The 26,809-nt window shown below is 68.2% G+C and carries 27 protein-coding genes; 11 read left to right on the top strand and 16 right to left on the bottom strand.

Annotation, left to right across the window (positions count from 1 at the left end; translation table 11 throughout):
• Positions 1-34: 34 nt before the first annotated feature.
• The 3 genes from AL2_RS01550 (at position 35) to AL2_RS01540 (ending at position 4,860) form a co-directional block, all read left to right on the top strand.
• On the top strand, positions 35-424 hold the full coding sequence (locus tag AL2_RS01550) for a hypothetical protein (RefSeq protein ID WP_157437950.1): 390 nt from the start codon (positions 35-37) through the stop codon (positions 422-424).
• A gap of 102 nt (positions 425-526) precedes the next feature.
• Complete coding sequence (locus tag AL2_RS01545; RefSeq protein WP_067628383.1) at positions 527-1,927, top strand: IS1380 family transposase; 1,401 nt, start codon at positions 527-529, stop codon at positions 1,925-1,927.
• Positions 1,928-2,358: 431 nt separating this feature from the next.
• A complete protein-coding gene (locus tag AL2_RS01540) occupies positions 2,359-4,860 on the top strand; it encodes a DEAD/DEAH box helicase (protein ID WP_067628379.1) in 2,502 nt (833 codons plus the stop codon).
• 336 nt (positions 4,861-5,196) lie between these two features.
• On the opposite strand, the gene AL2_RS01535 is transcribed toward AL2_RS01540, so the two are convergent.
• The gene (locus AL2_RS01535; RefSeq protein ID WP_439951352.1) at positions 5,197-6,468 is read right to left on the bottom strand and encodes an IS256 family transposase; all 1,272 of its coding nucleotides are present in this window, start codon (positions 6,466-6,468) and stop codon (positions 5,197-5,199) included.
• 257 nt (positions 6,469-6,725) lie between these two features.
• Complete coding sequence (locus AL2_RS01530; protein WP_067628375.1) at positions 6,726-8,069, bottom strand: tyrosine-type recombinase/integrase; 1,344 nt, start codon at positions 8,067-8,069, stop codon at positions 6,726-6,728.
• A gap of 515 nt (positions 8,070-8,584) precedes the next feature.
• Here AL2_RS01530 and AL2_RS01525 point away from each other — a divergent pair.
• A complete protein-coding gene (locus AL2_RS01525; protein ID WP_067628373.1) occupies positions 8,585-9,109 on the top strand; it encodes a hypothetical protein in 525 nt (174 codons plus the stop codon).
• Between the two features lie 6 nt (positions 9,110-9,115).
• Here AL2_RS01525 and AL2_RS01520 read toward each other — a convergent pair whose 3' ends face one another.
• From AL2_RS01520 to AL2_RS01495, 6 genes are all read right to left on the bottom strand, one after another.
• Entirely contained in the window at positions 9,116-9,808 is a 693-nt protein-coding gene (locus AL2_RS01520) for a hypothetical protein (protein WP_210747741.1), read from the bottom strand.
• A gap of 486 nt (positions 9,809-10,294) precedes the next feature.
• Positions 10,295-10,591, bottom strand: a complete 297-nt coding sequence (locus tag AL2_RS01515; protein ID WP_067628370.1) for a hypothetical protein — start codon at positions 10,589-10,591, stop codon at positions 10,295-10,297.
• 55 nt (positions 10,592-10,646) lie between these two features.
• Positions 10,647-11,837, bottom strand: coding sequence for a hypothetical protein (locus AL2_RS01510; protein ID WP_067630033.1), 1,191 nt, complete (start codon positions 11,835-11,837; stop codon positions 10,647-10,649).
• Positions 11,838-11,849: 12 nt separating this feature from the next.
• The gene (locus AL2_RS01505; RefSeq protein WP_067628369.1) at positions 11,850-12,089 is read right to left on the bottom strand and encodes a hypothetical protein; all 240 of its coding nucleotides are present in this window, start codon (positions 12,087-12,089) and stop codon (positions 11,850-11,852) included.
• Between the two features lie 156 nt (positions 12,090-12,245).
• Positions 12,246-13,157, bottom strand: a complete 912-nt coding sequence (locus AL2_RS01500) for a pyridoxamine 5'-phosphate oxidase family protein (protein ID WP_067628368.1) — start codon at positions 13,155-13,157, stop codon at positions 12,246-12,248.
• A gap of 26 nt (positions 13,158-13,183) precedes the next feature.
• Positions 13,184-13,645 carry a VOC family protein gene (locus tag AL2_RS01495; protein WP_067628366.1) on the bottom strand — a complete coding sequence of 154 codons (462 nt, stop codon included), beginning with the start codon at positions 13,643-13,645 and terminating at the stop codon, positions 13,184-13,186.
• A gap of 129 nt (positions 13,646-13,774) precedes the next feature.
• Between AL2_RS01495 and AL2_RS01490 the strand changes: the two genes are divergently transcribed.
• Complete coding sequence (locus AL2_RS01490; protein WP_067628364.1) at positions 13,775-14,347, top strand: CGNR zinc finger domain-containing protein; 573 nt, start codon at positions 13,775-13,777, stop codon at positions 14,345-14,347.
• A 96-nt stretch (positions 14,348-14,443) separates the two neighbouring features.
• Positions 14,444-14,812: a nuclear transport factor 2 family protein gene (locus AL2_RS01485; RefSeq protein WP_067628362.1), complete on the top strand. Its 369-nt coding sequence runs from the start codon at positions 14,444-14,446 to the stop codon at positions 14,810-14,812.
• Positions 14,813-14,892: 80 nt separating this feature from the next.
• On the opposite strand, the gene AL2_RS01480 is transcribed toward AL2_RS01485, so the two are convergent.
• Genes AL2_RS01480 through AL2_RS37965 form a run of 7 tightly spaced genes read right to left on the bottom strand, consistent with a single transcriptional unit; the run spans position 14,893 to position 19,116 of the window.
• Positions 14,893-16,704, bottom strand: a complete 1,812-nt coding sequence (locus AL2_RS01480; RefSeq protein ID WP_067628360.1) for a complex I subunit 5 family protein — start codon at positions 16,702-16,704, stop codon at positions 14,893-14,895.
• Positions 16,701-17,045, bottom strand: coding sequence for a sodium:proton antiporter (locus AL2_RS01475; RefSeq protein ID WP_067628359.1), 345 nt, complete (start codon positions 17,043-17,045; stop codon positions 16,701-16,703). Before AL2_RS01475 ends, AL2_RS01480 begins: the two co-directional genes overlap by 4 nt.
• The gene (locus tag AL2_RS01470) at positions 17,042-17,788 is read right to left on the bottom strand and encodes an MnhB domain-containing protein (RefSeq protein ID WP_067628357.1); all 747 of its coding nucleotides are present in this window, start codon (positions 17,786-17,788) and stop codon (positions 17,042-17,044) included. Before AL2_RS01470 ends, AL2_RS01475 begins: the two co-directional genes overlap by 4 nt.
• Positions 17,785-18,042, bottom strand: coding sequence for a Na(+)/H(+) antiporter subunit B (locus tag AL2_RS01465; protein WP_210747740.1), 258 nt, complete (start codon positions 18,040-18,042; stop codon positions 17,785-17,787). Before AL2_RS01465 ends, AL2_RS01470 begins: the two co-directional genes overlap by 4 nt.
• Positions 18,039-18,368, bottom strand: coding sequence for a monovalent cation/H(+) antiporter subunit G (locus tag AL2_RS01460; protein WP_067628355.1), 330 nt, complete (start codon positions 18,366-18,368; stop codon positions 18,039-18,041). The genes AL2_RS01465 and AL2_RS01460 overlap by 4 nt, the downstream gene beginning before the upstream one ends.
• Positions 18,365-18,622 carry a monovalent cation/H+ antiporter complex subunit F gene (locus AL2_RS37970; protein ID WP_067628352.1) on the bottom strand — a complete coding sequence of 86 codons (258 nt, stop codon included), beginning with the start codon at positions 18,620-18,622 and terminating at the stop codon, positions 18,365-18,367. The genes AL2_RS01460 and AL2_RS37970 overlap by 4 nt, the downstream gene beginning before the upstream one ends.
• On the bottom strand, positions 18,619-19,116 hold the full coding sequence (locus AL2_RS37965; protein WP_067628350.1) for a hypothetical protein: 498 nt from the start codon (positions 19,114-19,116) through the stop codon (positions 18,619-18,621). Before AL2_RS37965 ends, AL2_RS37970 begins: the two co-directional genes overlap by 4 nt.
• Before the next feature lie 270 nt (positions 19,117-19,386).
• Here AL2_RS37965 and AL2_RS35945 point away from each other — a divergent pair, with 270 nt between their 5' ends.
• The 3 genes from AL2_RS35945 (at position 19,387) to AL2_RS01435 (ending at position 22,033) form a co-directional block, all read left to right on the top strand.
• Positions 19,387-20,283 carry an N-acetylmuramoyl-L-alanine amidase gene (locus AL2_RS35945; RefSeq protein ID WP_083945824.1) on the top strand — a complete coding sequence of 299 codons (897 nt, stop codon included), beginning with the start codon at positions 19,387-19,389 and terminating at the stop codon, positions 20,281-20,283.
• Between the two features lie 98 nt (positions 20,284-20,381).
• Positions 20,382-21,053 carry an esterase/lipase family protein gene (locus tag AL2_RS01440; protein WP_083945823.1) on the top strand — a complete coding sequence of 224 codons (672 nt, stop codon included), beginning with the start codon at positions 20,382-20,384 and terminating at the stop codon, positions 21,051-21,053.
• 329 nt (positions 21,054-21,382) lie between these two features.
• Positions 21,383-22,033, top strand: a complete 651-nt coding sequence (locus AL2_RS01435; RefSeq protein ID WP_245666245.1) for an N-acetylmuramoyl-L-alanine amidase — start codon at positions 21,383-21,385, stop codon at positions 22,031-22,033.
• A 58-nt stretch (positions 22,034-22,091) separates the two neighbouring features.
• On the opposite strand, the gene AL2_RS01430 is transcribed toward AL2_RS01435, so the two are convergent.
• Positions 22,092-22,955: an alpha/beta fold hydrolase gene (locus AL2_RS01430; protein WP_067628347.1), complete on the bottom strand. Its 864-nt coding sequence runs from the start codon at positions 22,953-22,955 to the stop codon at positions 22,092-22,094.
• Between the two features lie 59 nt (positions 22,956-23,014).
• Here AL2_RS01430 and AL2_RS01425 point away from each other — a divergent pair, with 59 nt between their 5' ends.
• Positions 23,015-24,952 carry an AfsR/SARP family transcriptional regulator gene (locus AL2_RS01425; protein WP_067630020.1) on the top strand — a complete coding sequence of 646 codons (1,938 nt, stop codon included), beginning with the start codon at positions 23,015-23,017 and terminating at the stop codon, positions 24,950-24,952.
• 188 nt (positions 24,953-25,140) lie between these two features.
• A complete protein-coding gene (locus AL2_RS01420) occupies positions 25,141-26,799 on the top strand; it encodes a catalase (RefSeq protein WP_067628345.1) in 1,659 nt (552 codons plus the stop codon).
• Positions 26,800-26,809 lie beyond the last annotated feature (10 nt).

Genomic DNA, 26,809 nt, shown 5'->3' with positions numbered 1-26,809 from the left:
GCGCTGCGTACGCTGATGCTTCTACAGTCCGGACATGCCAGCTAACGGACGAGCTCTCGTCACCTACCTTCGCGAGCAGGTGCCTGGGATCACCAACACCCAGATCGCCGAATGGGCCGGCGTCACCTACCAGCGCGTCACCGACTGGGACAAGGGGCGCGCCCAGGGCCAGCCCAGACACCACGAAGTCGTCACCCTCGGTCTTGCAGCCGAGAAGGAACATCTCAACCTAGACCCATGGACCCTGCTCCACGTCGCCGGCTTCGAGTACATCGAATCCCCGATGGTCGCGAAGCGCGACCATTGGATTAAAGAGTGGGTGAAGCTCACCCTTGAACTCCAAGACGCTGACATCACCGACCTAGCTCGGACTGTCGAAGCCGCGAAAAGGGCGTTTCGGGCTAATCCTCGATCCACCGGCTGACCGTTGTTCGGATCGCGGAAAGGACAAATGGGATGCCCCGTGACCTGCGATGATGGGCTTGTCGAAGGCTTCATCACGCACGATCAGCGAGGCATCCCGTAAGTGCAATCATCTCATGCCGCCGCGGCGGTCTCTTCGGTGTTCGACGAGGACAACCTAATCGCCGATGCGGGCCTGGTACCGGTGGTCCGGCTCGCGGAGCGGGCCGGTCTGCCCGACCTGGTCGATACCGCGGTGCGGATCACCGGTTCGGGCAATGGCGGCGGCGCCAATCCGGCGGCGAAGGTGATGTCGCTGGTCGCGGCGATGTGCGCCGGGGCCGACAGCATCGATGACGCCGACAGGCTGCGGCACGCGGCGATGCCGGTCGCGTTCGAGCAGCTCCGTGCTCCTTCTACGCTGGGTATGTTCCTGCGGTCGTTCACCCACGGCCACGTCCTGCAGCTGCACGCGGTGCACCGCCGGTTTCTGAGCGAACTGAGTAGGCGGGCGCCGCTGCTGCCCGGCGCCGATCAGGTCGCCTTCATCGACGTCGACTCCACCCACAAGCAGGTGTTCGGCCGGGCCAAGCAGGGCACGCAGATCGGGCGATTCAAGGGTGTGCGCACTCTGCATCCGCTGCTGGCCACGATCTGCACCCCGATCGCCCGCCCGGTCATCGCCGGGGTGCGGCTGCGCCGGGGCAAGGCCGCCGACGCCCGCGGCGCCGAACGCTTCGTCGCCGAGACACTGGCCACCGCGACCCAGGCCGCCGCCACCGGGCTTCGGGTGCTGCGCACCGATTCGCAGTTCTACAACGCCGATGTGGTGGCCGCCTGCCGCCGCACCGACACCTGCTTCTCGATCACCACCGGCATGAACCCGTCCATCAAGCGGGCCATCGCCGCCATCGACGAGGATGCGGGGCGGCAGATCCGCTACCCCACCGGTGTGCTCGATCCCGACACCGGCGAACTCATCTTCGACGCCCAGGTCGCCGAGATCAGTGCCTACACCGCCTTCACCGAACGCAGGAAGAGCGAGCAGGTCACCGCCCGGCTGATCGTGCGGCGTGTCCGTGACCTGGCCAAACCCGCCACCGTCGGGGAGCAGGGCGAACTGTTCCCCGCCTGGCGCTACCACCCGTTCCTCACCGACACCCCGTTCCAGACGCTGCAGGCCGAGCGGCACCACCGCCACCACGCCGTGATCGAGCAGGTCATCGCCGACGGCAAGGCCGTACCGCTGGCCCACCTGCCCTCCGGCCACTTCAACGCCAACGCCGCCTGGCTGACCCTGTTGTGGGCGATGTCGTTCAATCTGCTACGCGCCGCCGGCGCGCTGGCCTCGGCCTTCCACACCCGCGCGACCACCGACACCATCCGCGCCCACCTGGTCAACTTCCCCGCCCGGCTGGCACGCTCGGCCCGCCGCCTGATCCTGCACCTGCCCCGCAACTGGCCCTGGGCCGACACCTGGCAGCAGTTGCTCACCACCCTCCACACCCCACCCGACAGCATCTGACCTGCCGCTATCCACCGCCCGAGCGGGCCCGACCGGAACCGAACACGTGGAAAAGCTGGACAGACCAGCCGATCACCCCTACCCGCGAGCGGTCGATAACTCGACCGTCCTCCCGAAACGGCCGAAAGATCGACCTCGATTTCACCATCGGTGGATCGAGACTAAGCACCAACAGCTTCGATGTCACGGTGCCGCCGATTGCGGGTACCCGAGGCCACATCCGGCCTGCCGCTCCTTCCAACATGGACACGAGCCCCCGACCGCTAGCATCAACGGGTACTGATGCAACTCCGAGAACCCGGTCGTCCGAGCTGCGAACTTCAACTCTGAGGCATCCCAAGCGTGTTGATATCGCTCGGTCGAAACGCCGCCGGGACGATCGCGACGAGGATGACCGGGCGCCAACATGGCTGATCATTTGGGGGCAGGCAATGGCGGGACTCAACTTTGGCAAGTTGAACAAGCGATCGGTCGTTGATACAGCCACCGAACCGAGACGAATCTTCGCCGCGCTGCCTGCACGTGACCCGAAGTACGCCCGCCCCTGGGACGTACAGACCCAGGTGTGGGACCGCTGGCACGACCGCCGCACCGAGTCCGACCTACTGGTCAAGATGAACACCGGTGGCGGCAAAACGGTGGTCGGGTTGATGATGCTCAAGAGCTGCCTCAACGAAGGAGCTGGCCCGGCCATCTACATCGCGCCTGATATCTATCTCGCCGATCAGGTCCGGGCCGAGGCCGACGCGTTGGGGATGGAGACCACCGACGATCCCCACTCTGGACGGTTCCAGTCCGGCAAAGCCATCCTCGTCACCTACATCCACAAGGTGGTCAACGGCTTGTCGGTATTTGGCGTCGTTGGTGACACCCGGCAACGCATTGAGATGGGCTCCGTGCTGGTCGACGACACGCACGCCTGTCTGGCGACCCTGGAGGAGCAGTTCACCCTCACCATCCCCCGCGGGCACGAAGCCTTTAGCGAGCTAATCGACCTGTTCGATGACACGCTTCGTGACCAGTCGCCCACAGCGGTCCGCGACCTTCTGGAGGACGTGCCCGGTGTTGCACTACGCATCCCCTACTGGACCTGGGCAGACCGCCGCGAGCGGGTCCTCGATGCCTTGCATCCGCACCGCAAGAGCACCAATGCATTTACGTTCGTGTGGCCGCTCATCCATGAGGTCCTGCACTTGTGCGACGCGGCGATCAGTTACAGCGAGATCGAGATCAAACCCCCGTGCCCGCCGATCGACCGAATAGCCAGTCTCGCTGCCGCCAAGCGGCGAATTTTCATGACCGCGACCTTGGCCGACGACAGCGTCCTAGTCACACACTTCGACGCCGCTCCAGCCACGATCGCGACCCCTATCACCCCCCAAACCGCCGACGACCTCGGCGATCGCATGATCCTCACTCCGCTGGAGACCCACCCCGGCACTACGGACGAGGAGGTACGTGACTTCCTTGTCGAGCAGGCTCAATGCCACAACGTCGTCGTCATCGTGCCATCACGCCGCCGAGCCGCATTCTGGCGAGACGTCGCCTCTGCCGAGCACGACAGCACCACGATCCACGAGGGGGTCCGCGCCCTGCGGGACGGGCACGTTGGCCTGGTGGTGCTGATCAACAAGTATGACGGCATCGACCTCCCCGGCGATGCATGCCGCATCCTTGCCCTCGACGGGCTTCCTGAGGCATACAGCGCACTGGACCGAATCGAAGCCCTGGCCCTGGACGAGAGCGACGCAATGATCACTCGTCAAATCCAGCGCATCGAACAAGGGATGGGTCGCGGGGTACGGTCCAACGACGATTACTGTGTGGTCCTGCTGCTCGGTCCGAGACTCACCCAGCGTCTCCACAAGGCTGGCGGCACAACCAGTTTCAGCCCGGCCACCCGTGCTCAACTCGACCTGTCTGAACAGGTCGCCGACATGCTCCATGGCATGCCGTTCAGCGAACTCGGCAGCGTGATCAACCAGTGCCTGGGCCGAGACACGGAGTGGGTCACTGCCAGCCGTGATGCCCTCGACGGTGTCACCTACCCAGCCGCCAGTACCGTATCGGACATCGCCGTAGCCGAACGGGAAGGGTTTCGGCTGGCCGAGCTCGGCCGCTATAGGGAAGCCCATGACAAGATACGCGAGGCGATCAACGCCGCCCGAGGCGACCGACGGTACGAGGGCTGGCTCAAGCAGCGTGCCGCCGGCTACCTACACCTCACCGACCCGGCCGCCGCGCTGCAAATGCAGAAGTCAGCGCAGACAGACAACAAGGCGGTGCTGCGTCCCCGCGACGGCGTCGAGTACCACCGTCTGAGCAGCACCGCCGACCAGGCCCGCCAAGCTGCCGAGTACCTGACCGCGCGCTACAGCAACGGCAACGATCTCATCGTCGGTGTCGCGGCGGTTCTGGAAGCCATCACGCCGGACCCCGACCCGGCCAGCGTGCCGATCTTCGAGCAGGCCATGCACGACCTCGGACTGCACCTCGGGTTCGGCGCTCAACGCCCCGAGCGCGACACGGGAGAAGGCCCAGACGTGCTGTGGTCTAGGGGTGAATTGGCCTACCTGGTCATAGAATGTAAGAGCGGCGGTACGACGGACTCGATCTGGCGCCACGACGCCGAGCAGTTGTCGCACTCGATGGACTGGTTCGCCGAGAAGTACGACCATACGTGCACCGCGACGCCGGTCCTGCTCCACAATACCCACGTGCTGCACAAGCAAGCCTCTGCCCGGCCCGGGACCCGAGTGATTACCTTTGCCAAGCTCGCTGAGCTCCGCGAGGCCGTCAGTAAGTACGCCGCCGCGCTCGCAGCCGACAACGGACACAAAGACTTCAGCAAGATAAGCAGCCAGTTGGCGACCTGGAGCCTAAACGGCAAAGCCTTCATCCAGAAATGGGGAGCGACGCCACGCAAGCAGTGACTGTTCAGAATGCCAATGCGCGGCACCGTGACGGGACGGTGCCACTCGTGCCGCAGGCCCTGGACGAGCCGTCGACGGGCGCCCGCGCCTCGGTATTCATCGGCTTGGTCCGGCGTCCGCCTGCATCCGTACGAGGCCACGTATCAGCCCTTGTCTAGGCGCAGGTCTCCTTCTGCTTCGAGCGGTGGAGCGTCCCGCCGAGTGGTGCACGCGGTGAAGATCACTGGATGAGGAAGTTACTAACAGTTGATCACGACTTCCACCTCGGCAGTAAAGCAGATGGCCACGTCCAAGCAGGTGGTGTATGAGAAGGCCACCTCGCGATCTATTGACTAGTTAAGCACCAATTGCCTCAATTGTCACTTCGGCATCATTGGTGTCGGTTTCGGTGCCGACTTTCTGGCAGGCGGCCAGGATTTCGGTGCCCATGTAGCGGCGTTGCTCGGTCCATTCGTCGTTCTGCTCGGCCAGCACGGCGCCGACGAGGCGGACGATGGCGGTGCGGTCGGGGAAGATGCCGACTACGTCGGTGCGGCGGCGGATCTCCTTGTTGAGGCGTTCCTGGGGGTTGTTGGACCAGATCTGGCGCCAGACGGCCTTGGGGAAGGCGGCGAAGGCCAGGATGTCCTCGCGGGCGTCGTCCAGGTGCTGGGCGGCGGCGGGGAACTTGGCCTCCAGCGCGTCCACGACCTGGGCGTGCTGGGCGAACACCGCGTCTCGGTCGGGCTGCTCGAAGATGGTGCGCACCAGCGTCGACACCCACGGCTGCGCCGACTTGGGGACGCGCGTGATCAAGTTGCGGTGGTAGTGGGTCCGGCAGCGCTGCCAGGACGCGCCGGGCAGCGTGGAGGCGATCGCGTCGCGCAGCCCGGCGTGGCAGTCCGACACCACCAGCTTCACCCCCGACAGGCCGCGGGCCACCAGGCCGCGCAGGAACGCCAGCCACCCCGCGCCGTCCTCGCCCGACACCACGTCGACACCGAGGATCTCGCGGTGCCCGTCGGCGTTCACGCCGGTGGCGATCAGCGCGTGCACCGTCACCGTCCGGCCGCCCTCGCGGACCTTCTGCGTCAAGGCGTCGATCCACACGAAGGTGTAGGGCCCGGCGTCCAGCGGCCGGTCACGGAAGTCGGCGACCATCTCGTCCAGCTCCCGGGCCAGCACCGACACCTGCGACTTCGACAGCCTGGTGACGCCCAGCTGCTCGGCGAGCTTCTCCACCCGCCGTGTCGACACGCCCAGCAGATACGAGGTCGCCACCACGCTGGCCAGCGCCCGTTCGGCCCGGCGCCGCCGCTCCAGCAGCCACTCGGGGTAGTACGACCCCGACCGCAGCCGGGGCACCGCCAGCTCGACCGTCCCGGCCCGGGTGTCCCACTCCCGGCGCCGATACCCGTTGCGGGAGTTGACCCGGGTGTCGGACACCTCGCCGTAGCCGGCCCCGCAGACCTGCTCGACCTCGGCGTCCATCATCCGCTGCGCCATCTCACGCACCATCGTCCGCAGCAGGTCCGGCGACGCCGACTCCAAGGTCTGCTCGAACCACTCGCCGGTCACCGGCACAATGTCACCTGCGGCCACTTCGCTCTCCTTCGTCCTGATTCGCATCGAGAAGGATCGCGAGGTGGCCGTCTCACGTCACGGAGACTCGCCCAGCAGGGCAGAAACCGGATGGAAGGTCACACAGACCCCATACACCACTCCGATGGACGTGAACAAGCAGGATGCTCGGCCCACCGCGAAGCGCCCGTCAGGGCGAGTACGCATGAGAATTGGACCCACACTCATCGGCATGTCAGTGCATTGATGCACAGCACGCGTGATCGGTGCTACGCACTCTGCCTTGGTTGAGGCGACTGTCGCGGCTATCGAGGACCTGACCTGCTTCGGGTTCTGGCGAGCGCCTCTAGGGCGGTTTCGTCGGCGTCTGGGAGGGTGTGCAGGTAGCGCTCGGTGGTGGCGATGGAGGCGTGGCCGAGGCGTTCTTTGACTATCTGGAGGTCGGCGCCGCCGTTGAGAAGCCAGGAGGCGTGGGCGTGGCGTAGGTCGCGCATGGTCGGTCTGAAGTCAAGGTCGGCGGCGGCGATGGCCGGGTACCAGATGTTGCGGCGGAACCAGTCGTTGGGGATGTGGCCGTCCGTCATGCGTGTGCGGAGGGGGCGGGGATTGTCCTTGCCTTTGGAGCGGCGGCCGGCTCGGTAGAGGGCGAAGGCGCCGCGACAGTAGTCGCAGCGGCATCTGCCGGCGGTGTAGGCGCTGAGGGTGCCGTGGTTGTAGGTACGGCCCTTGTCGTTGGGCTCGGTGCGGCCGAGGGTGGCCGGGTCAGGGATCTCGGTGATGCGAGCGCGGGGCTTGTCTTGGGGCGGGATGTGGAAGAGAAGGTCGTCCTGGGTAAGTCGCGCCGTCCTGATGTGGTCTTCGAGCTTCTCGGCCATTTGGGCGCTGAGCTTGAAGCGACGGAACTCCTTGTCCTTCGGGTAGTCCTTGACGAGGAAGTGGCCGCCGTCCGGGTGGAACTTCGGGTTGAGCTCCACGACCGTACGGCTGACCGTGAGGATGCGGGTTCGGAGGTCGAGGTCCTTCGGACGCAACTCGCTGAGTTCGCCCCAGCGGAGGCCGCTCTCGATCTCGGTTTCGGTGAGGAGACGGAAGGTTCCCTCGGGGAGCGCGTGGTAGATGTCGTCGAACTGCTCGGGCGTGACGATTTTGAGCGGCTTGCGGACGACGGGCGGGGCCTTCACTCCGCGGCAGGGGTGGAGGAACGTGACCTGGTCCTCCAGCGCCGTAGTGAAGATGGCACTGAGGATGATCTTGGTGCAGCGGATGGTCACGGGCGTCATGCCCTGCTTCTTGAGCTTGGCAATCCAGGCGCGGACGTGCTCGGGGAGGATGTCAACCATCCGCATGGGGCCGAACTCCGGCATGATGTGCTTGTAGATGGTGTAGGTGTACCCCGATCGGGTGCTGGCCTCCATTTCGTGGTTCGGGAGCCAGGTTTCCTCGACGTAGTCTTTGAAGCGCTGCCTTCCGCGTGCGGGTTCTCCGGTTCTTCCTTCAGAGACCTTCACTTCGGCGCGTTGCCATGCTTTTTCTGCTTCCTTCTTGCTCGCGTAGGTTCCGGCCGATCTCCGCTGGCCCCGGATGTCGTCGTAGTAGGCCGTGTAGCGAGGCTTGCCGTCCTTGCCCACTCTCTTGCGTGTCTGCCCCATGGGCTCTTCACCTCCCAGGCTTGATCATCTGACCCTCGTTTGACCCCGGACTATGAGTGACGGCGAGACCCTAGCCATCACTCACTGACAACGATTCAGGCCATCTACCTGGGACTTTACCGTGAAACGACGTTGATCACACATCCCGGTATTTGCGTGATCATCGGTTCGGGACAAACAGGTCGCGGGTTCAGATCTCGTTGCAGGTCGCTGCATACGTGGTCAGGGCTGAGGCGGGCGTCGGCACGGATTGCCGAGGCACCCTGGAGCCCGACGGTGGGCGTCGGCGCGCCGGGGGTCACGGCACGGGTGTAGCCGAGCGGCCGGCGCCTCATCGAGGGGCCCTCGGGTTACATATTTGTTTTCGGCTGAAGTAGATGTTAGTCATATGCATAAAAATGCCGAATCACAGGCGACTGCGATTGCTCGAAACTCATTGACAGCAATTCAGGTGCACTGCAAGCATTGCACTTCTGGACGGGGGTCTGGGCTCGACAATTGCGTGGAGGCAACACATGGGACAGCAGCATCGGGGGTCCACGGCGGGGTTGAGGCGGAAACTGGCCGCCGTGGGTGCCGTGGTCGTCATGGGTGTCATCGGTAACGCGGCGACTGCAGAGGCGGCGGCGGCGCCTGCCCGTCCTCCGGTACCGAACAAGTCCAAAGTCGACTTCTCGACCCATTCCAAGGCCTACGGCAGGAGGGTCATCCACTGCGAGATCCGGTTTATCGGTGCCCACGGCGGCATCCCGCACAAGTCTGGTCACGTGCACGGCACCGTCAACGTCCGGACTGGCGTTACCTGCACACAGCCGATCCGGATGATCCGTGGGAAGGTCGGTCTCTTCAGCAACCACGGAAGCAAGATCAAGGCGTTCGGCAGCACCGGAGCCCGCACGGCCAAGGGCAACGCAGCGCTCGTCTGCAGGACCGGCAGGTACCACGGCGAAGCGGTCGCAACCCTCTACGCGCCCCCTGGATACTCGCCCAGGGTCGTCACCGTCGGGAAGAAGACCCCGACGGTCTCCATCCACTGCTGACGCGATTCACCGGTTGATCTCGTCGCTGTCCGCCCACACCGGGTCGGCCACCTCGACCGGGACGGCCTCCAAGCGATCATCCGCCAGTATCTCGGCGATGAGCGCTGCGGTGCCCCCGAGGTAGGTGGAGTCCAGATCCGTTTCCGTCGTGACGCACCAGGCCCGGTCATCGGGCCAGAACAGGTTGGGTGACTGCGGAAGGAGCGGCATCGCGAGTTCCCCGGCAGCGTCAAGAGGGCCTTCGAGCAGGAGATATGCGCGTTCCGGCAACTCCACTCGAGGGCCCTCGGCGATTTCTGGAGGGATCGCCGGCGGAAGGACGTCGGGCTCCCACTCCTCATCCGGGTCCGCGTCCGCCGTGAACGTGGCGGTCGCCCCCTCCTGCGCCGGGTCGTAGTACCCGTCCCAGACGCAGAACCAGCAGTGATCAGCCGTTCGGGTGTGCCTGGCGAGGACGTCGCATAGTGCCGCCAAGAGCGCCGGAACCAGCGATCCCGGGTCGGGCTCCTCCACCCACGGTCGTGCGGTGCTCGAACGCGGTACCGGCCCGGCCAGTGCCTGGAACTGTACCCGCGGATGCACCACGCCCCCTGACCATGCGGCTACCTGCGCCCACGTCACGAGGCTGCCGTCGGCCGCGTAGGCCGGGTGCAGGATCCGGGCGTACGCCTCGAAACCATGCGGCACCAGACCACCCACCCCGGATCCGAACGGCCCGACACCCGCGGCCACCCAATCGGCCGGCCCGACATCGCCGCACGGAGAAAGCCGTGAACGCCGAGGCATCACCGAACCTCCGATCGAGTAACGCTCCGTCTCCGTCCTCGCACAGTACGCGACGCGCACGACATGAGCTGAGCCACCTCGGGTATCGCCCTCGGTGATGGTGGCGCGGGGAGTGGGCGGCTTCGGGTCCAGAAGGGGTGCATGTCCGGGCTGGTCATGAGGGACCGCAGGGCCTTGCGAAGCTCGGGCAGGTCGATCGTATGCGCCTCGTAGGCGACCTTCTGGATGTCGAGGATCGGGTTTCAGTGCCCCGTAGAGATCAGCAAGGTCCGGAACTGGCCCTGCTCCCCCAAGTTCTGCTCCGCGCCTGCAACTCGGACGTACAGTCGTGCCACGCTGCGGACCTGAGGGGGCAGATGACGCCCGACAGGTATCGGACAGACCGGTCCCGGTCCGTATCTACGGCCGCCGTCGGCCATCCTTGTCTCCGCGGCGCTTCGCCTCGCCTGCACCGCGCGTTCCGTCACCCGCAGCGGTGCGGGCGTCCGAAACGCCCCGGCGGACCCGGGCCATCTCGGTGTAGGGGTCGAAGGTGAGGATCCGCTCGCGCAGCTCCTTGTCCTCCTCGCTCGTGCACCCGTACCGCCAACGCTGGTTCCGCTCCGACAGGAGCGCCGCGGCCAGCCAGAGCCCGTGGGTCGCCAGCAGGCCGACGCAGGCGACGACCGCCGCGGCGATCAGTTCCTGGACCACCAACTGTGGCCGGTGACGGCCTGGATCTGCGCTCGCTACGCTCCGGCTGCGGCGGTGTTCACGGTGTGGTGGTCACGAGGGGGAGCACGGGTAGGGCGGCGCGGTTGAAGCGGGTGATGAGGCTGGGTTTGCGGTGGTGCTTTCGGTGCAGGAGCGTGAACCGTTCGGTGAACTCCTTGAGGAGGCCGGCGCGGTCGGCGATTACCTGTAGGTCCTTGAGGAGCTCGACGGCCACGTCGTAGTCGGACGGTTTGCGGGCATCGATCAGTTCGTCGACCCGTGCCCAGGTGATTTCCGGGTCGCGGGCGATGGCGTCGAGTCGCTTCTCGCGGGCCGCCGCGCGTTGTTGCTCGCGGCGGGCCTCCTGCTCCGCACGTGCCGCCTCGGCTTGGCGTTCACGTTCGTGGCGGAGTGCGGCGGCGGTGTCCAGCAGTTCGGCCACCGTGCGCCGGGGACGGTCGTCTCTTGCAGCGTCGGGTTCGCCACGGAAACGGCGGAGTAGCTCCATCTGGACCTGGGGCCCCTGGCCTTGCGCGACTCGGAGGAGGAGAGACTTCCCGTCCCTCGCCGGCAGTTCTTCGATCCACTTGGCGAGGCGGTCGGGGTCGTCCTCGTTGTCGGACAGGGGCGGGCTCTTCTGGGCGGCGACCCGGAGGAGGTCGGGGTCGAGGCGGAGGAAGTCGGCGAGAGCGCGCTGGGGGGCGGTGAGGGAACGCAGCCCGGCGGGTACCGGTGGTTCGAGTTCGTCGTCCTCGTCCTGGTCGAAGGCGTCCTCGTCGCGTTCCCAGGTTCCGTAGGCCGCGAGCCAGGCGAGGTAGAGGGGGCGCAGGTCTCCGGCGGCGAGTTCGGTGCGGACTCCGATGATCGCCGAGAGGGAGTCGTCGGCGCCTTCGATCCAGTCGCCGCCCTCGTCCTCGCTGGTCAGGTCGAGGATGACGTGCTTGCCGGAAACCTCGGCCGTGACGTGGGGGTCGATGCAGTACCGTTCGGCGACCTTGACGGGGAGCAGCGTGCGGGGAAGGCGGAGCATCACCTGATGGGTGCCCCAGCTGGTGACGTACAGGTGGGCGTCGTAGTAGCGCCGCATCATCGTCCGCGAACTGCCCCGGAAATCGCCCCAATGGTATTCGTTGGTGAAACTGGTGGCGGTGATCCGTGCCCGCGTGGACAAGGCGCGGACTTCGGCCTGCTGCCGCTCGTCCAGGGGCTGGTCGACGGCCAGGAACTCGTAGTACTGGTATGTGCTCATCTTCACTCGTCGTCAGCGGGCCCAGTGCCGGTAGGCGTCGATCCACTCGGCGCCCGCCGGTCGTGGTGTTGGAAGCGAAACATCGATCTCCGTGACGGTCACCTCGACGCCCAGGACGGTGGTCTGGAAGGGCACGGTCAGATGCTCTTCCAGCAGGCAATGGAAGGCGGCGCGTTGCTCGGGCTCGTCGTAAGCGTCGACGCTGGCGTGCTCAACCAGGGCGTCCAGTTCGGCATCGCTCAGGCATGTCACTCTGGTCAGCGTAGTGAGGCCCTGCGGACGATGTGAGATTTCGTTCAAGCCGGGTCAGGTGACGAAGACGGTTTCGCCGGCTACATGGACGACCTCCTGAAGCGTCATAAGCGCAAGACGTCGTTCATAGCCAGGCTCGGCAGGCTCCCCGTCCAATCACGTGACGTTCAGGGGTGGGTTGAAGCGGGAGTAGGCGGGGGTGGTCCAGCGCAGGGGGACGGCGGCGGGGACTTCGATGACGTCGGTGATGGTGAACTCGACCAGGCGTTGGGCGCCTGGTACTTCGGCGGCGTGGGCGGGGGTCCAGTCAGTGCGGGCGGTGCCGGTCAGGTGCAGGAGGGCGCCGGTTTGCCAGTCGGGGAGGAGGAGGCCGGCGCGGGGCTGGACTTCCAGGTTGCCCAGTGTGTTGAACATGGCGTTGCCGATGTAGTCGGGCCAGCGCAGGGCGGTCGGTGACACCACTTCCATGAAGCCCGGGTTGCCGCCTCGGTGGGAGGAGTCGGCGTTGCCTTCGCGGTCGGATGTGGCGATGAAGAACGTGTCGGTGTCGGCGATCCATTGTTGCTGGTCGCCGGTCAGTGCGCCGGATCGTTCCGGTCGGCCTGGGTTTGTGGCCGGTTCCCATCGGGGTTCGCGTTTCTGGATGTACTTGGGGCAGTTCGAGTACACCTGGTCTAGCTTGACGTGAAGTCCGTTGTCGGTCGGGACGGCTCGTCCGTTCATTCGCATCCGGCGGTGCCGGGACGGTTCGATGGCGAGCATTCCGACCGGGGCGGGCATGGTGAGCCGGTCGTGCAAGGGGTCGTCGGGCCCGGTGACGGCCTCGACGGTGACGGTGCGGGTGTCCTCGGCGCGTAGAAAGCCGGGTCGGCCGGTGAGCAGCGTGGCCCACATCTTTCCGGCGGCGTCGGCGGCTCCGACCACGACCATTGGCTGCTGCAGGAGGAAATTGCGCGCTATTTCGGGGATCTCCGTGCGGACGGCGCGTCCGGAGAACCCGCTCTGGTCGAGCAGGCCGGCGCGCCGCTGGGCGGCTCGTTCGCCTTCGTGGTAGACGTCGACCGCCACAGCGGCCTCCCTTCGACGGGTGAGGGTTAGAAGAAGCCGCAGGTCGGGGCGGCTCCGCTGGGCGCGGGGGCGGTGTCGGCGCCGGTGGGTGCGTAGATCTCCAGGCGCGTCCCGTCGGGGTCGGTGAAGAAGATCCCGCCGGACGAGACGCCCTCGCCGTGCGGGACGACGCCGTCGTGGGCGAACTCGGCGCCCAGTTCGCGCAGCACTCGTTCGGCGGCCTTCACCTCGTCGATCGTCTCGACCTGGAACGACAGGTGGTGCAGGCCCGCCGAGCGGGTCGCGAAGGCGGTGTCGCTCTGCTGCCACAGGGTCAGCACCAGCTTCCCGTCCCGTCCGAGGAAGGCCCAGCGGCGGTCGGTCTCCTTGCCCTCGGCCTGTACCTCGAACCCGAAGACGCGCTGGTAGAAGGGCAGCGACCGATCCAGGTCGGTCACGTTCAGCCCGACGTGCCCCGTCTGCAGGGCCTTGATGGCGACCGTCTCCATGACGCACCTCGCTAACCCCGGGCTGTCCCGCCCGAGCTTGACGCTTGATCTAACTGGCTATTTGAAGATAGATAGTTAGGGCGTCGATCGTCAACCGGCTAAGCGGCGATAGCCGGGTAGAATTGGGTTGTGCAAGCGCAGCATGGAGCGCAGGAACGGGACGCCGGGGACCCTCGTCCGCTGGTCGGGGAGCCGCTGTTCCTGGACCTGCTCAACACACGGTGGGTGGACGATCGCGTCCAGCACGATCTGCTCGACTCCACCGACGGGCTCGCCGTCTGGCTGCGCTCGGTGGGGCTGCGGGATCGGACCGCGGCCGATCCCGCGACGCTCGATGCCACGGTGGAGACGCGCGGGATCCTTCTGGCGCTCCTGGATCAGGGCCCGTCCCCTGAAACGGTGGACGCGTGCAACCGGGTCCTCGAACGCGGCGCGCTGCACTACCGGCTCGGGCCCGGCGGCTTGGAGGAGCATCCGCGGACCGACGATCCGGCATGGCTGCCGTCCTGGCTGGCCGCCGCCGACTACCTGCGGCTCATGGGCGACGCCCCGGGCCGCGTGAAGCCGTGCGCGCACCCTGATTGCGTACTGCACTTCTACGACACCACCAAGAGCGGCACCCGCCGCTGGTGCTCGATGGCCGTCTGCGGCAACCGCGCGAAGGCCGCCCGCCACTACGAGCGCGCGAAGACGGGGCGCTGAGGCGCAGCCGGCATGTCGAGGACGGGCGGGCCGCTCCGATCTATCGGGGAGGGGCCGCTGCGGCCCGTCGAGCACACCGGATGCGGGGGGACGCACATGTCACGGAACGTCGAGACCGTCAACGCCTACCTGGACGGGTTCCGGAAGAACGATCACGCGCAGATCCTGTCCTGCTTGACCGACGACATTGAGTGGACCGTCTTCGGCGGCTTCCACCTGACCGGCAAAGATGCCTATGACCAGGCGATCGACGGGCCGCCCGAGTTCGTCAATCCTCCCAAGCTGGAGGTCGTGCGCATGGTCGAGCAGGGTGACGTCGTCATGGCGGAGATGACGGGGACGGTGAAGCGGGCCGCGGGCGGTGAGATGCGCATGTCCATGGCGGAGGTGTTCGTCATGCGGGACGGCAAGATCGCCGAGCGTCGCGCGTGGGTCATCGAACTGAAGGAGAACGAGTACCGCTGATCGCGGGACGGCTCGGCCGGGCGATCGACGCCGACCAGCCGTCCAGCGCGCTCCCGTCGGTGAGCAGCGGTTTCCCGTGCTCAGAGGGTGGCGGCCCAAGCCAGGGCCAGGGCTGCGGTGGCGACGATCAGCCAGGTCGTGTAGTCGCCGATGCTGCCGCTGTGGATGGTTTTCACTGCGACTATCGGTGGGCGAATGCAGGCGCGTAGCGGACTTTTCAGAGCAGCGGGAAGTCGTTTCCAGTAGAGGCCTATCGCGGCGACTAGGAAGGCGCCTGCGAAAGAGATCGTGCTGTAGAGCCAGTCGCGCGGGGAGATGGCGTGCTCGGGGAGGGGAGTTGGGGGCGGGGTGGTTCCGTGGGTTATTAGGGCAGCGTGGGCGGTGTGGTCGTGTAGGGCGGTTGCGGCCTTTATCGCGTGGGCGGGGAGGTCGGGGGCGAAGGCCAGGAAGTAGCCGGCCAGGGCTAGCAGCAGGGGGGCGGTCAGGGGCCATAGGCGGTGGTGGCCGGCGCGAGGGCGACGGGGTTTCTGTTCCTGGCTGGTCAGGGTTGGGTCGTGGGCGGGGCTCCAGCCCAGGAAGATGCGCGCGATAGCGCGGAGGGGTGCGCCGGCGCTGATGGCTATGCACAAGGCCAGGACAGGGGGCGCCCAGGCGTAGCCGGTGGTTGTGAGTGCGTCGTAGATCAGCGATACCGACAGGAACGGGCCGAAGCCCGGTGGGGCGGCGAGGCCGACGGCGCATATCGTCAGGAGGACGGCGAGCCTGGCGTGACCAGTTCTTCCTCTGCCGTGGAGGACCATTTCGTCTGCCGATCCCAGGCGGACGATCAGCATGCCCAGGCACAGCATCAGTGCGCCGCGCAGGAGCCCGGCGGCGATGATGTACATGACTGAGCCGGCCAGGCCGGTGTCCGTCAGAGTGGCTATGCCCGCCAGGACCACGCCGCCGTTGCTCACGGTCATGAATGCCAGCTGGCGTTTCAGGCCGGCTTCCAGGAAGCACATGACGGCGCCAAGAGTTGCGCTTAGCAGGGCCAGGGCCAGGAGGGCATGGCGTACTGCGTCGCTGGTGCCGAGCATCGGGGCGAAGACCGTGGTGTGGACGCGGGAGTAGACGTCGAAGGCCAGGTCGCTCATCACCGCCGTGAAGATGGCGGCCGCGGGGGCCGTTGCCACACCGTAGGCGTCCGCCAGCCAGAAGTGGAATGGCGCCGTTCCCGCTTTTACCAGGAAGCCCACCGTTATCAGGGTCAGGGCGAGGGTGAGGAGGCCGGAGGGGTGGTCTCGGGTCAGGGTGGTGCCTATGCCCACCAGGTTGAGGTTGCCTGTGTGGCCGTAGAGGACGCCGATGCCCATGAGCAGAGTCAGCGTTCCGATTGTGTTGAGTACCGCGAAGTCCAGTGCGCCCTGGAGGACTTCTGGGCGTGTCACGTGGTAGCCGCTCAGCGCGTAGGCGGCGACGCTCATCAGCTCCAGGAACACGAAGATGTTGAAGAGGTCGCCGGAGAGGACGAAGCCCACCATGCCTGCCAGGAAGGCCAGCATGAGTGAATAGAAGAGGTGGCGGACGTGCTCGAAATGCCCCCACGAGAACACCAGGGCCGCCAGGACGGTGACCGCGGCCAAGGTTGCCTCGGCGGCGGCGAGGGGCTCGACGACGAAGCCGATTCCCCATGGGAAGCCGTCCCGTACCGGGCGCCAGTCGCCGAACCAGTAGACGATCGTGCGGTCGCCCGACTGGAGGGTGAGGGTCAGCGACATGACGGCCACGGCGGCGGCACAGGCTATGGCCAGCGCGTCCGGAACCAGGCGAGGCAGGTGGGTGCCTACGGCGGCCAGGAGGGCGGCGCAGACCAGGGGCAGCGCGACTACCAGGGGGACTAGCTGGTTCATCCGCGTGTGGGACGCATCTGCTCTGGGTCCACTGTCCCTGCGTGGCGGTGAGCCTGGAGAGCGAGCGACAAGACCAGGGCCAGGACGACGACGCTCACCACGATGTCGGTGAGGGTCAGAGCCTGGACCACAGGGTCGGTCAACGGGGTGCCTGGCGGCTGCCCCTTGGTGACCGGTGGAGAGGAGCCGCGGCGGTAGCCGACGGCCAGCAGCAGCAGGTACGTCGACGACTGCATGATGTTCAGGCACACGCCGAGGTGGACATAGCTGCGGCTGGTCGCCACCCCGTACAGACCGGCGACGAACAGCACGCCGGCCACCGCGTACGGGTAATAGGTCATTGCTCCGCCCTCGCACCGGGGAACGTCTGGATGTACTCCTCGATGAACTCGCGGTAGATCAGGACGAATGCGGCGGTGACCTCGATGCCGGCGGCCCAGTTCAGGGGGGCGATCGTGCCGCTGGAGGCGAGCGTTCCGGCTGATCCGAGCGGCATGGTGTTCGACAGGAAGGCGGCGCCGGCGGCCAGGCCCAGGAAGCCCACCGCGACATAGGCGGCGGCGCCGAGGCCCTCGGCCGCGTCCAGCAGCGTGGACGGTGCCAGGTGGCGGAAATGCCGGTAGCCGCCGGCCGCCCACAGCATCAGCGCGCCGGCGGAAGCGATCACGCCGCCCTGGAACCCGCCGCCGGGCGTGATGTACCCGAAGGTGATCACCCAGAGGCCGAACAGCAGGAGGACCGGCGCCAGAGTGCCGCCGACGGTGCGGACGGCATCGCTGGTCACGACGTCGCGCGGACGCTGCTCGGCGACGTCCCGGCTGGAGCGCAGCAGCAGGACGAGGCCCATCACGGCGGTGAAGAGGATGAACTCCTCGATCATCGTGTCCAGGCCGCGGTAGTCGAACATCACGGCGGTCACGTAGTTCGTGATGTGCCGCTGGGTCTGGGCGTGCCCGTTGATGAGGTCGCCGTACTCGCCGATCCGGGAGCCGAAGCCGGGAAGGCCGGTGTAGCCCCAGATGAGGACGCTGAGGATGGCCGCCAGCGGGGGCAGCACCAGCGCTCGCCGCCACTTCCTGTTCATCCCTTCCCTCCCCCGTGGGTGAGGTAGATGACGGGCAGCAGCACCATGGGCACGCCGATCGAGGAGACCGCCACCTCCGCGATCGCCACGTCGGGCGCCATCAGCGTCGCGAACGCCATGACGAGCGACAGGCCGAACAGGCTGAACACGACCACCTGGCGCAGAGGGTCCCGCACCAGGACCGTGGCCACGGCCAGGACGCCGGCAAGGGTGAGCGCCATCGCCTGCAGGACGGTCGTCAGCGTCGCCGTCACGACTCGGCCGCCTCCCCCGGGCCGGGGCCGATGTCGCCGTACAGCATGCGCCGCGCCGCCCGTCCGACCGCGTGGGTGACCACGGGGCTGAGCAGCAGAAGCACCGCGCACGCCGTGACCACCTCGACCGTCCCGGACACGCCACCGGCACCGCCGGTCACGACGACGGACGTGCCGATGAGCACCGGCCCGACGGCGGTGGACGCGGCGGTGTAGTGCAGCCGGTCGAAGACGTCGCGCATCCACCACACCCCGGCGCAGGACACGAGTTGCGCGGCGACACCCGTCCAGAGCAGCGCCTGCGCGGCCAGTTCCGCGGCGCTCACGGCAGCCGGTCCAGGAACCGGGCGAAGACCAACCCGCTGACGACCGCGCACACCGCGGTGATCAGCGCGACGGAGCCGAAGGACGACTGCTGCAGCCCCACGGTCAGGCAGACCAGCACCAGCGTCGTCTGCGTCCCCGCAGCCTGGAGCGCGGCCACGCCGTCGATCGCCTTCGCGCGGACGCCGACGAGCAGCAGCGGCAGCCAGCCGGCGAGCAGGACGGCCGCCGCCACCAGGAACAGGGGCCGGGTCACGAGGGACGCTCCGATGCCCGGTGCGGACGGAGGTCGTGGATCAGCCGTCGTCCGGTATCGGGTGAGATGTCGAGGACGTAGCAGTTCGGCGGCCAGCCCGCCACCATCTCCACCCACGCCCGCCGGCCCGCCGGCAGCGATCCGCGACCGGCCTCGCTGGCGTCCTCCAGGAAAACGCCGGCCTCGCGCCGGCCGGCGGCGATCGATGTCGCCAGAACGTGGACCACGATCGCGAAGTCCACGATCGCCGCGACCGCGGCCGGGCCGAGTTCGCGGCACCAGCGCCACCGTCCCCGAGCGTCCAGCAGCCCCGCCGACACCACCAGGCCGGCGCTCACCGCGCCGATCAGCGCCATGACCGCGCCCCAGACGCCGATCAACCAGGACCATTCGCCCACGAACAGCATCCAGAGGGCGAACAGCGGCGGCCACCAGCGCAGCACCCGCGGCACGCGGGCCCGAGCCGGGACCGTCGCATCGTCGTCGCTCGTCATGCGGCGCCTCCCGAACCCCCGTCGCCGCAGCCGGCGAGCCGTCCCGGCGTCCTCCCCATGCCGGTCAGCTATGCCCACCGGAGACTCTTGGTAAGCACATCATCGCTCTCTGTTTCGGATTGCTGGTCCCGCGGTTTGGTTGGCGGAGAGAGGGCGGGGTAAAGCCGGTCTTGGTGCGGCTTGGACGGCTGTTCACCTGTTCGAGGCGAACGCCATCGGCGAAGCGCCTAGGCTTTCCGGTCACGTTGCAATCCGTTGGGAGGACCGGCCGTGGACATCATCAGCCGGGCGGAGTGGGGCGCCCGCGCCCCGCGGTCCCGCTCGACGGTCAGCTGGGGAGACCGAACCGAGTTCATCGTCCATTACTCCGAAGGCCCCACCACGCAGTCGGTGCGGTCGATCCAGGACTTTCACATGGACGGACGCGGCTGGTCCGATATCGGCTACAACTTCCTGGTCGACGTCCAGGGCCGGATCTACGAGGGCCGCGGGTGGCTGACGGTCGGCGCGCACGCGCCGGGCCACAACGCGTCCGGGATCGGCGTCTGCATGATCGGACGGGACGGCGACGCCACGACGGCGGCCACGCGGTCCATCCGGGCGCTGTACGACGAGGCCGGCCGGCGTGCGGGCCGGAACCTGGCGAAGCTCGGGCACCGCGACGTGTACGCCACGTCCTGTCCGGGCGACCAGCTGTACGCGTGGGTGCGGGCCGGGATGCCCGCCGAGATCGAGGAGGACGACATGCCGGATTACGTGTCCGTCGGGATGACGGAGGGGCAGGACCTCCCGCCCGGCGAGTGGGTGACGATCAACTGGGGCAAGGAGTACTCCGACTCGGCGCACCACCACTGGAACCAGGGCGGGCCGTCGCTCATCATCGGCTCCGCCCGCTACGCGCTCACCGCGAACGTCCGGATCGAGGGACTGCCGCCGGGCACGGAGCTGCAGGCGCGCGTGATCGAGCGCGCCGAGTCGGGCGGCGGCGTCGACAACGGCCCGATCGCCGAATACGTCGCCAGCAATGGTTCGACGTTCCTCCACTACAACGTCGCGGCGGACACGGTGCGCAACGGCTACCGCGTGCGGTTCCAGGTCGTCCAGTACGGCACCGGTACCGGACGGATCGCGGGCGGTAACGCCAAGGGTTTCGTCTGGTCCACCTGACCCGGCCACCGGCATGAGACCGGTGATTTCGCCGATGCGGGAGCGGATCCGAGAGGTCACAGTTCAGGGCGTTGGTTCACCCCACCCCTGGAGGCCCCATGAAACGGATCCTCGGATCGCTCGTGGCCCTGTGCGCGGCGCTGGCGACATTCGGGCTCGGACTGGCCCCGGCGAACGCCGCCGGCCCGCGCCCCGTCGTGTTCGTGCACGGCTACACCGGTAGCGCGTCCAACTGGGTCACGGCCATGTCGGTGTTCCGCGCCGCCGGTTACAGCAGCGACCAGCTGTTCGCGTACGAGTACAACTCCTACGGCGACAACAAGCAGAACGCCGCCGGTCTCGCCTCGTACGTCAACCAGGTGAAGTCGCGGACGGGCGCCTCCCAGGTCGACATCGTCAACCACTCCATGGGCGGGTTGGTCAGCCAGTACTACCTGAAGGTCCTCAACGGCAACGGCAACGTCGCGCACCTGGCCTCGATCGCGGGCGCCAACCACGGGACCACGTTCGCCAGTGCCTGCACCATCTTCGCGACGTGCCGCCAGATGCTTCCCGGTTCGTCCTTCATCCAGCAGATCAGCGCGGGCGACGAGACGCCGGGCAACACGCAGTACGCGACCTGGTACTCGCCCTGCGACGGCATCATCATCCCCTACACCAGCACCCGTCTGAGCGGCGCGAACAACCACTACGTGGTCTGCCAGACACACCTCGGCTACCTCACCGACGCGGTGACCCTCGGCGCCATCGCCCAGTTCACCAAGAGCTGACCCGGCCCCCCGCCAAGCGCATTGGGTGGGACGTCCTGCGGGGCGTCCCACCCAACGCGCGTTCATCGGGATCCGCCGGCTGATGCCTGCCCCGCCGGCCGGATCCGAGCGTTTGGGCTGATGGCTCTGGGTGCAGACTGAGTGGGATGGAGGGCGGCTTCGGGGGAGGCGGGCTTGTGCGGGGGTATGCGGGTGGTCCGGTGGCCGGGGCGGTGTTGTGTCTCGGGTTGCTGGTCGCGTGCGGCGGGTCGTCGGGGGGCGGGTCGTCGGGCGGCGGCGGACGCGAGACACCGGCGACGGGCAAGTCCGCCACAGAGAGCGCGTCTCCGGTGAAGGGGAAGGTGATCGTGCTCGACCCCGGGCACAACGGCGCCAACGCGTCCCACCCTGAGGAGATCAACAAGCAGGTCTTCGTCGGGAACGGCTACAAGGCGTGCAACACGACCGGCACCAGTACGCCCGATGGCTACAGCGAGCACGCGTTCACCTGGGACGTGGCGAACCGGCTTGCGCGGCAGTTGCTGGCCGAGGGCGCGAAGGTGACGCTGACGCGCAAGAACGACACCGGTGTCGGCCCGTGCATCACGGAGCGCGCGGCGCTCGCCAACGATGTGCACGCGGACGCGACGCTGTCGATCCATGCCGACGGCTCCGCCGCGTCCGGGCACGGGTTCCACGTCATCGTCCCGCTGCCCGTGGGCAAGAACAAGGACATCGTGGACGAATCACACCGGCTCGGGCTCGCGGTGCGCGACGCCTACCGCGCGGGGACGGGCCTGCCGTTCGCCACCTACATCGGCAAGGACGGCCTCGACCAGCGCGATGACCTGGGCGGGCTGAACATGTCCACGGTGCCCGCCGCGTTCATCGAGTGCGGCAACATGGCGAACCCGGGGGACGCGGCGAAGATGTCCAGCGCCTCGTTCCGGCAGCGCATGGCCGAATCGATGGCGCACGGGTTCGAGAACTACTTCCGGTAAGCGATCTGCAGGGCGGGCCGCCCTGGTAGCGCGCTGATCGCCGCCCGTCCACCGCGTCCTAGCGGGCCAGGAGGGCGCGGAGGGCCTTGGTGATCTCCGCGGGGGCCTCCTCGGCCATGAAGTGGCCGCAGGTCACGGTGCCGTGGTGGAGATCGGACGCCCAGGCGCGCCAGAGCGCGACGGCGTCGTAGCCGAGGGCCGCGCCCCAGTCCTGCTGGAGGACGGCGACGGGCATCCGCAGCCGGTTCCCGGCGTCGCGGTCGGTCTCGTCGTGGTCGACGTCGACGCCGGCGGACGCGCGGTAGTCGGCGACGATCGACGGGATCGCGTCACGGCAGGCGGCCAGGTAGGCGGCCCGGACGTCGGGCGGGATCGCGGACGGGTCATTCCCCCACAGGTCGAGGAAGTGGCCGAAGAACGCGTCCGGGGCACCGCCGATCAGCTGCTCGGGCAGGCCGGGCGGCTGGGCCATCAGGTAGAGGTGGAAGCCCACGGCGGCGGTGGTGCCGTGCATGACGTCCCACATGTCCAGGGTCGGCAGGACATCGAGGCAGGCCAGGTGGGTGATGACGTCGGGGTGGTCGAGGCCGGCGCGGAACGCGACGAGGGCGCCGCGGTCATGGCCGGCCAGGGCGAACCGGTCGTGGCCGAGCGCGCGCGCCAAGGCGACGATGTCGGCGGCCATGGTGCGCTTGGAGTAGCCCGCGTCCGGCTTGTCACTGGCGCCGTATCCACGGAGGTCGGGGCAGATGACGGTGTGGTCGGCGGCGAGGTCCTCGGCGACGTGCCTCCACATCAGGTGCGTCTGCGGAAAGCCGTGCAGAAGGACGATCGGTGAACCCGACCCTCCCACGGCCACATTGAGGGAAACGTCCTCCGCGACAGGGACGCGCTCGTATTCGAATCCAGTGATGGTCGGCATGCCCCCAACGCTGCCCGGCGCGAATGAGCATCCGATGAGCGCGCTGTACGGTGGCGGCCGTGGACGTCCTGTTCGGGGTGCTGGGCCCGGTGACGGCCTGGGACGGGTCCGGGAACGCGATCGCCCTGAAGGGGCCGCGGCACCGCGCGGTGCTGGCCCGCCTGATCATCGCGCGTGGGCGGATCGTCCCGGTTTCTCTGCTGGTGGACGACCTCTGGACGGACCCGCCATCGGACGGCGTCGGGGCGGTGCGCACGTTCGTGGCGGCCTTGCGGCGCGTCCTGGAGCCCGCTCGTCCACCCAGGGCGCCCTCCCGGCTACTGGTCACCGAAGGGCCGGGATATGCGCTGCGCCCCGGCCCGGACGGGGTGGACGCCTGGCGTTTCGAGGAGGCCGTGGCCGCGACGCGTCCCCCGGCGGCCCGGCTCGAAGACCTCGGCGAGGCGCTCGGCCTGTGGCGCGGCCCCGCCTACGCGGAGTTCGCCGACGAGCATTGGGCGCGCGCGGAGCGGTCCCGGCTGGCGGAGCTGCGGTTGCGCGCGATCGAGCTGCGAGCCGAGGCGCAATTGGCGCTGGGCCGGGCCGCGGACGCGGTGCCGGACCTGGACGCGCACGTCGCCGAGCATCCATGGCGCGAGGACGCCTGGCGCCTGCTCGCGCTCGCCCTCTACCGCACCGGCCGCCAGGGGGACGCGCTGGCAGTACTTCGCCGAGCACGAGGACTCCTCGTAGAGCAACTGGGGATCGACCCAGGCCCGGACCTGCGCCGCCTAGAAGAGGACGTCCTCCGCCAGGCCGACCACCTGGACGCGGCGTCGCGGTTGTGGGCTCAGGCGGCCGAAGCCTACGACCGCACCGTGGCGACCGGGGCACGGTCCCGCCTGGAGTCGACGGTCGGCCTCCTGCGCAACCTCGCGGTGACCGGCGGCGGGGGTCTGGAGGCGGCCCGTGAGCAGCGGATGCCGGCGATCACCGCGGCCGAGGAACTCGGCGACCCGGAACTCACCGCGCGGGTGATCGGCGCGTACGACGTCCCGGCGATCTGGACCCGCTCGGACGATCCGCCGCAGGCGGCCCGGGTCGTGGCGGCGGCCGAGCGCGCTCTCGCCGCGCTCCCGGCCGGGCACGGCGCCGCGCGGGCCCGGCTGCTCGCCACGATCGCCCTGGAGTCGCGCGGCACCGGCACGAAACGGGCACGCGAGGCGGCTCGGGAAGCGGAGGAGGCCGCCCGCGACCTGGACGATCCGGCGCTGCTCGCCTTCACGCTGAACGGCGTGTTCATGCAGTCCTTCGACCGGGCGGGGTCGGCTCCACGACGGGACGAGATCGGCGCCGAGCTGGTCGGCCTGTCCGTCCGGCACGACCTGGCGAACTATGAGGTGCTCGGGCGGCTGATCCGCGTGCAGGCGCGCAGCGCGCTCGGCGATTTCGGCGCGGCGGACGAGCACGCGGCCGCCGCCGACCGCCTGGCGGAACGTCACGAACGTCCGCTGGTGGGCGTCTTCACCACCTGGTACCGGGCCTTGCGCCTCGCCGCGTCCGGCGCCGGTCTGGCGGAGGCGGAGGCCGCCTACCGGAACGCCGCCGCGCGCACGCGGAGCTCCGGCATGCCGGGCCTGGAGGACGGGCTGCTGCCGCTCGCCCTCCTCTCCCTGCGCGTCCAGCACCGGCGGCCCGCCCAGACCGGCCCGTCCGACTGGGGGCCCTACGAGCCGTGGGCGCGTCCCCTGGTGCTGCTGGCGCGCGGCCGTCCGGACAACGAGGCCGCCGCCGCACTGCGGGACGTCCCCGACCCCCCGCGCGACCTGCTGTTCGAGGCCCTGTGGTGCCTGACCGCCACAGCGGCCCTGGCCGTGGCCGACCATGAGACGATGCAACGCGCCCACGACGCGCTCGCCCCGGCCGCCGCCGAACTGGCCGGCGCGGGCAGCGGCGTCCTCACCCTCGGCCCGGTCTCCCGGTACCTCGACGACCTCGCCGCCGCCCTCCGCGCATGACGGGTCCACATCAAGGCGCGAGGGTCGACGTTGGATCATCCGCCCCATCCTCGCAGGCTCCCCGCGTCCGGCCGGGAGCGGTGAGGGCCGGGCCGCCCGCAGCGACAGGCGTCTTTGCTCGTTTCGGACCGTTTACTTGCTCGTTTTCGGGTAGGGCGCACCGGAGGACGTGGAGAGGAGCAGGCGTCGTGACGGACGTTGCGAGCAAGGGACCGCAGCCGGGGGACGATCGTCCGGTGCTGACCAACCGGCAGGGCCACCCGGTCTCTGACAACCAGAACCAGCGGACGATCGGGTCGCGGGGCCCGGCCACGCTGGAGAACTACCAGTTCCTGGAGAAGATCAGCCACTTCGACCGGGAGCGGATACCGGAAAGGGTCGTGCACGCGCGCGGCACGACCTCGCACGGGTTCTTCGAGTCGTACGGGAAATGGGGCGACGAGCCCATCGCGAACTACACGCGGGCCAAGCTGTTCCAGCGGGAGGGAAAGCGCACCCCGATCGCGCTTCGCTTCTCCACGGTCATCGGCGGGCGGGACTCCTCGGAAACCGCCCGCGACCCGCGCGGATTCGCCATCAAGTTCTACACCGAGGACGGCAACTGGGACCTCGTCGGGAACAACCTGGCGGTGTTCTTCATCCGGGACGCCATCAAGTTCCCGGACGTCATCCACTCCCTCAAGCCGGATCCGGTGACGTTCCGGCAGGAGCCGGCGCGCATCTTCGACTTCATGTCGCAGACCCCCGAGTCGATGCACATGCTCGTCAACGTGTTCAGCCCGCGCGGAATCCCGGCCGACTACCGGCACCAGCAGGGCTTCGGCGTGAACACCTACAAGTGGGTGAACGAGTCGGGCGAGACGAAGCTCGTCAAGTACCACTGGATGCCGAAGCAGGGCGTGCGGAGCATGACCGCGGAGGACGCGGCGAACGTGCAGGCAGGCGACCTCGGGCACGCCACGAAGGACCTGCGCGACGCCATCGACCGCGGCGACTTCCCGGAGTGGGAGCTGCTCGTCCAGATGATGGACGACCACGACCATCCGGAACTCGACTTCGACCCGCTCGACGACACCAAGGTGTGGCCCGAGAACGAGTTCCCCGCGAAGCCCGTCGGGCGGATCGTCCTGGACCGGAACGTCGACGACAATTTCGCCGAGAACGAGCAGATCTCCTTCGGTACCGGCGTCCTGGTCGACGGCCTCGACTTCTCCGACGACAAGATGCTCGTCGGGCGGACGTTCTCCTACAGCGACACCCAGCGCTACCGGGTCGGGCCGAACTATCTGCAGCTGCCCGTCAACCGCGCCAAGGGCGCGAATGTGCGGACGAACCAGCGCGACGGCCAGATGACCTACCACGTGGACGTCGGCGGCGAGAACCCGCACGTGAACTACGAGCCGTCGATTACCGGCGGGCTGCGGGAAGGCCAGTCCCCGGCGCACGACGAGCAGGGTCCGGAGATCCGGGGCCGGCTGACGCGCAAGCGCATCGCGCGGGCGAACGACTACAAGCAGGCCGGTCAGCGCTACTGCCTCATGGAGGACTGGGAGCGCGACGACCTCGTGCGCAATTTCGTCGAGCTCATCTCCGAGTGCGCGCGTCCCGTCCAGGAACGGATGGTGTGGCATTTCCTGCTCGTCGAGGACGACCTCGGGCTGCGCGTCGGCGAGGGCCTCGGCATCGGGCCGGACGACGTCCAGCACCTGGATCCGCTGCCCGGCCAGGACCTCACCGACGAGGACCGGGAGCGGCTCGCGAACCTCGGCAAGAACGGCCCGCGGGACGTCGGCGGCCTGCAGATGACGCACTGCGTCCCGAACGAGAGGGCCGTCCAGGAGCGCTAGCAGCCTGCCG

Origin of the sequence: Actinomadura latina NBRC 106108, from assembly GCF_001552195.1 — a bacterium.
GTDB lineage: Bacteria > Actinomycetota > Actinomycetes > Streptosporangiales > Streptosporangiaceae > Spirillospora > Spirillospora latina.
This window is presented reverse-complemented; position numbering and strand designations above follow the sequence as displayed.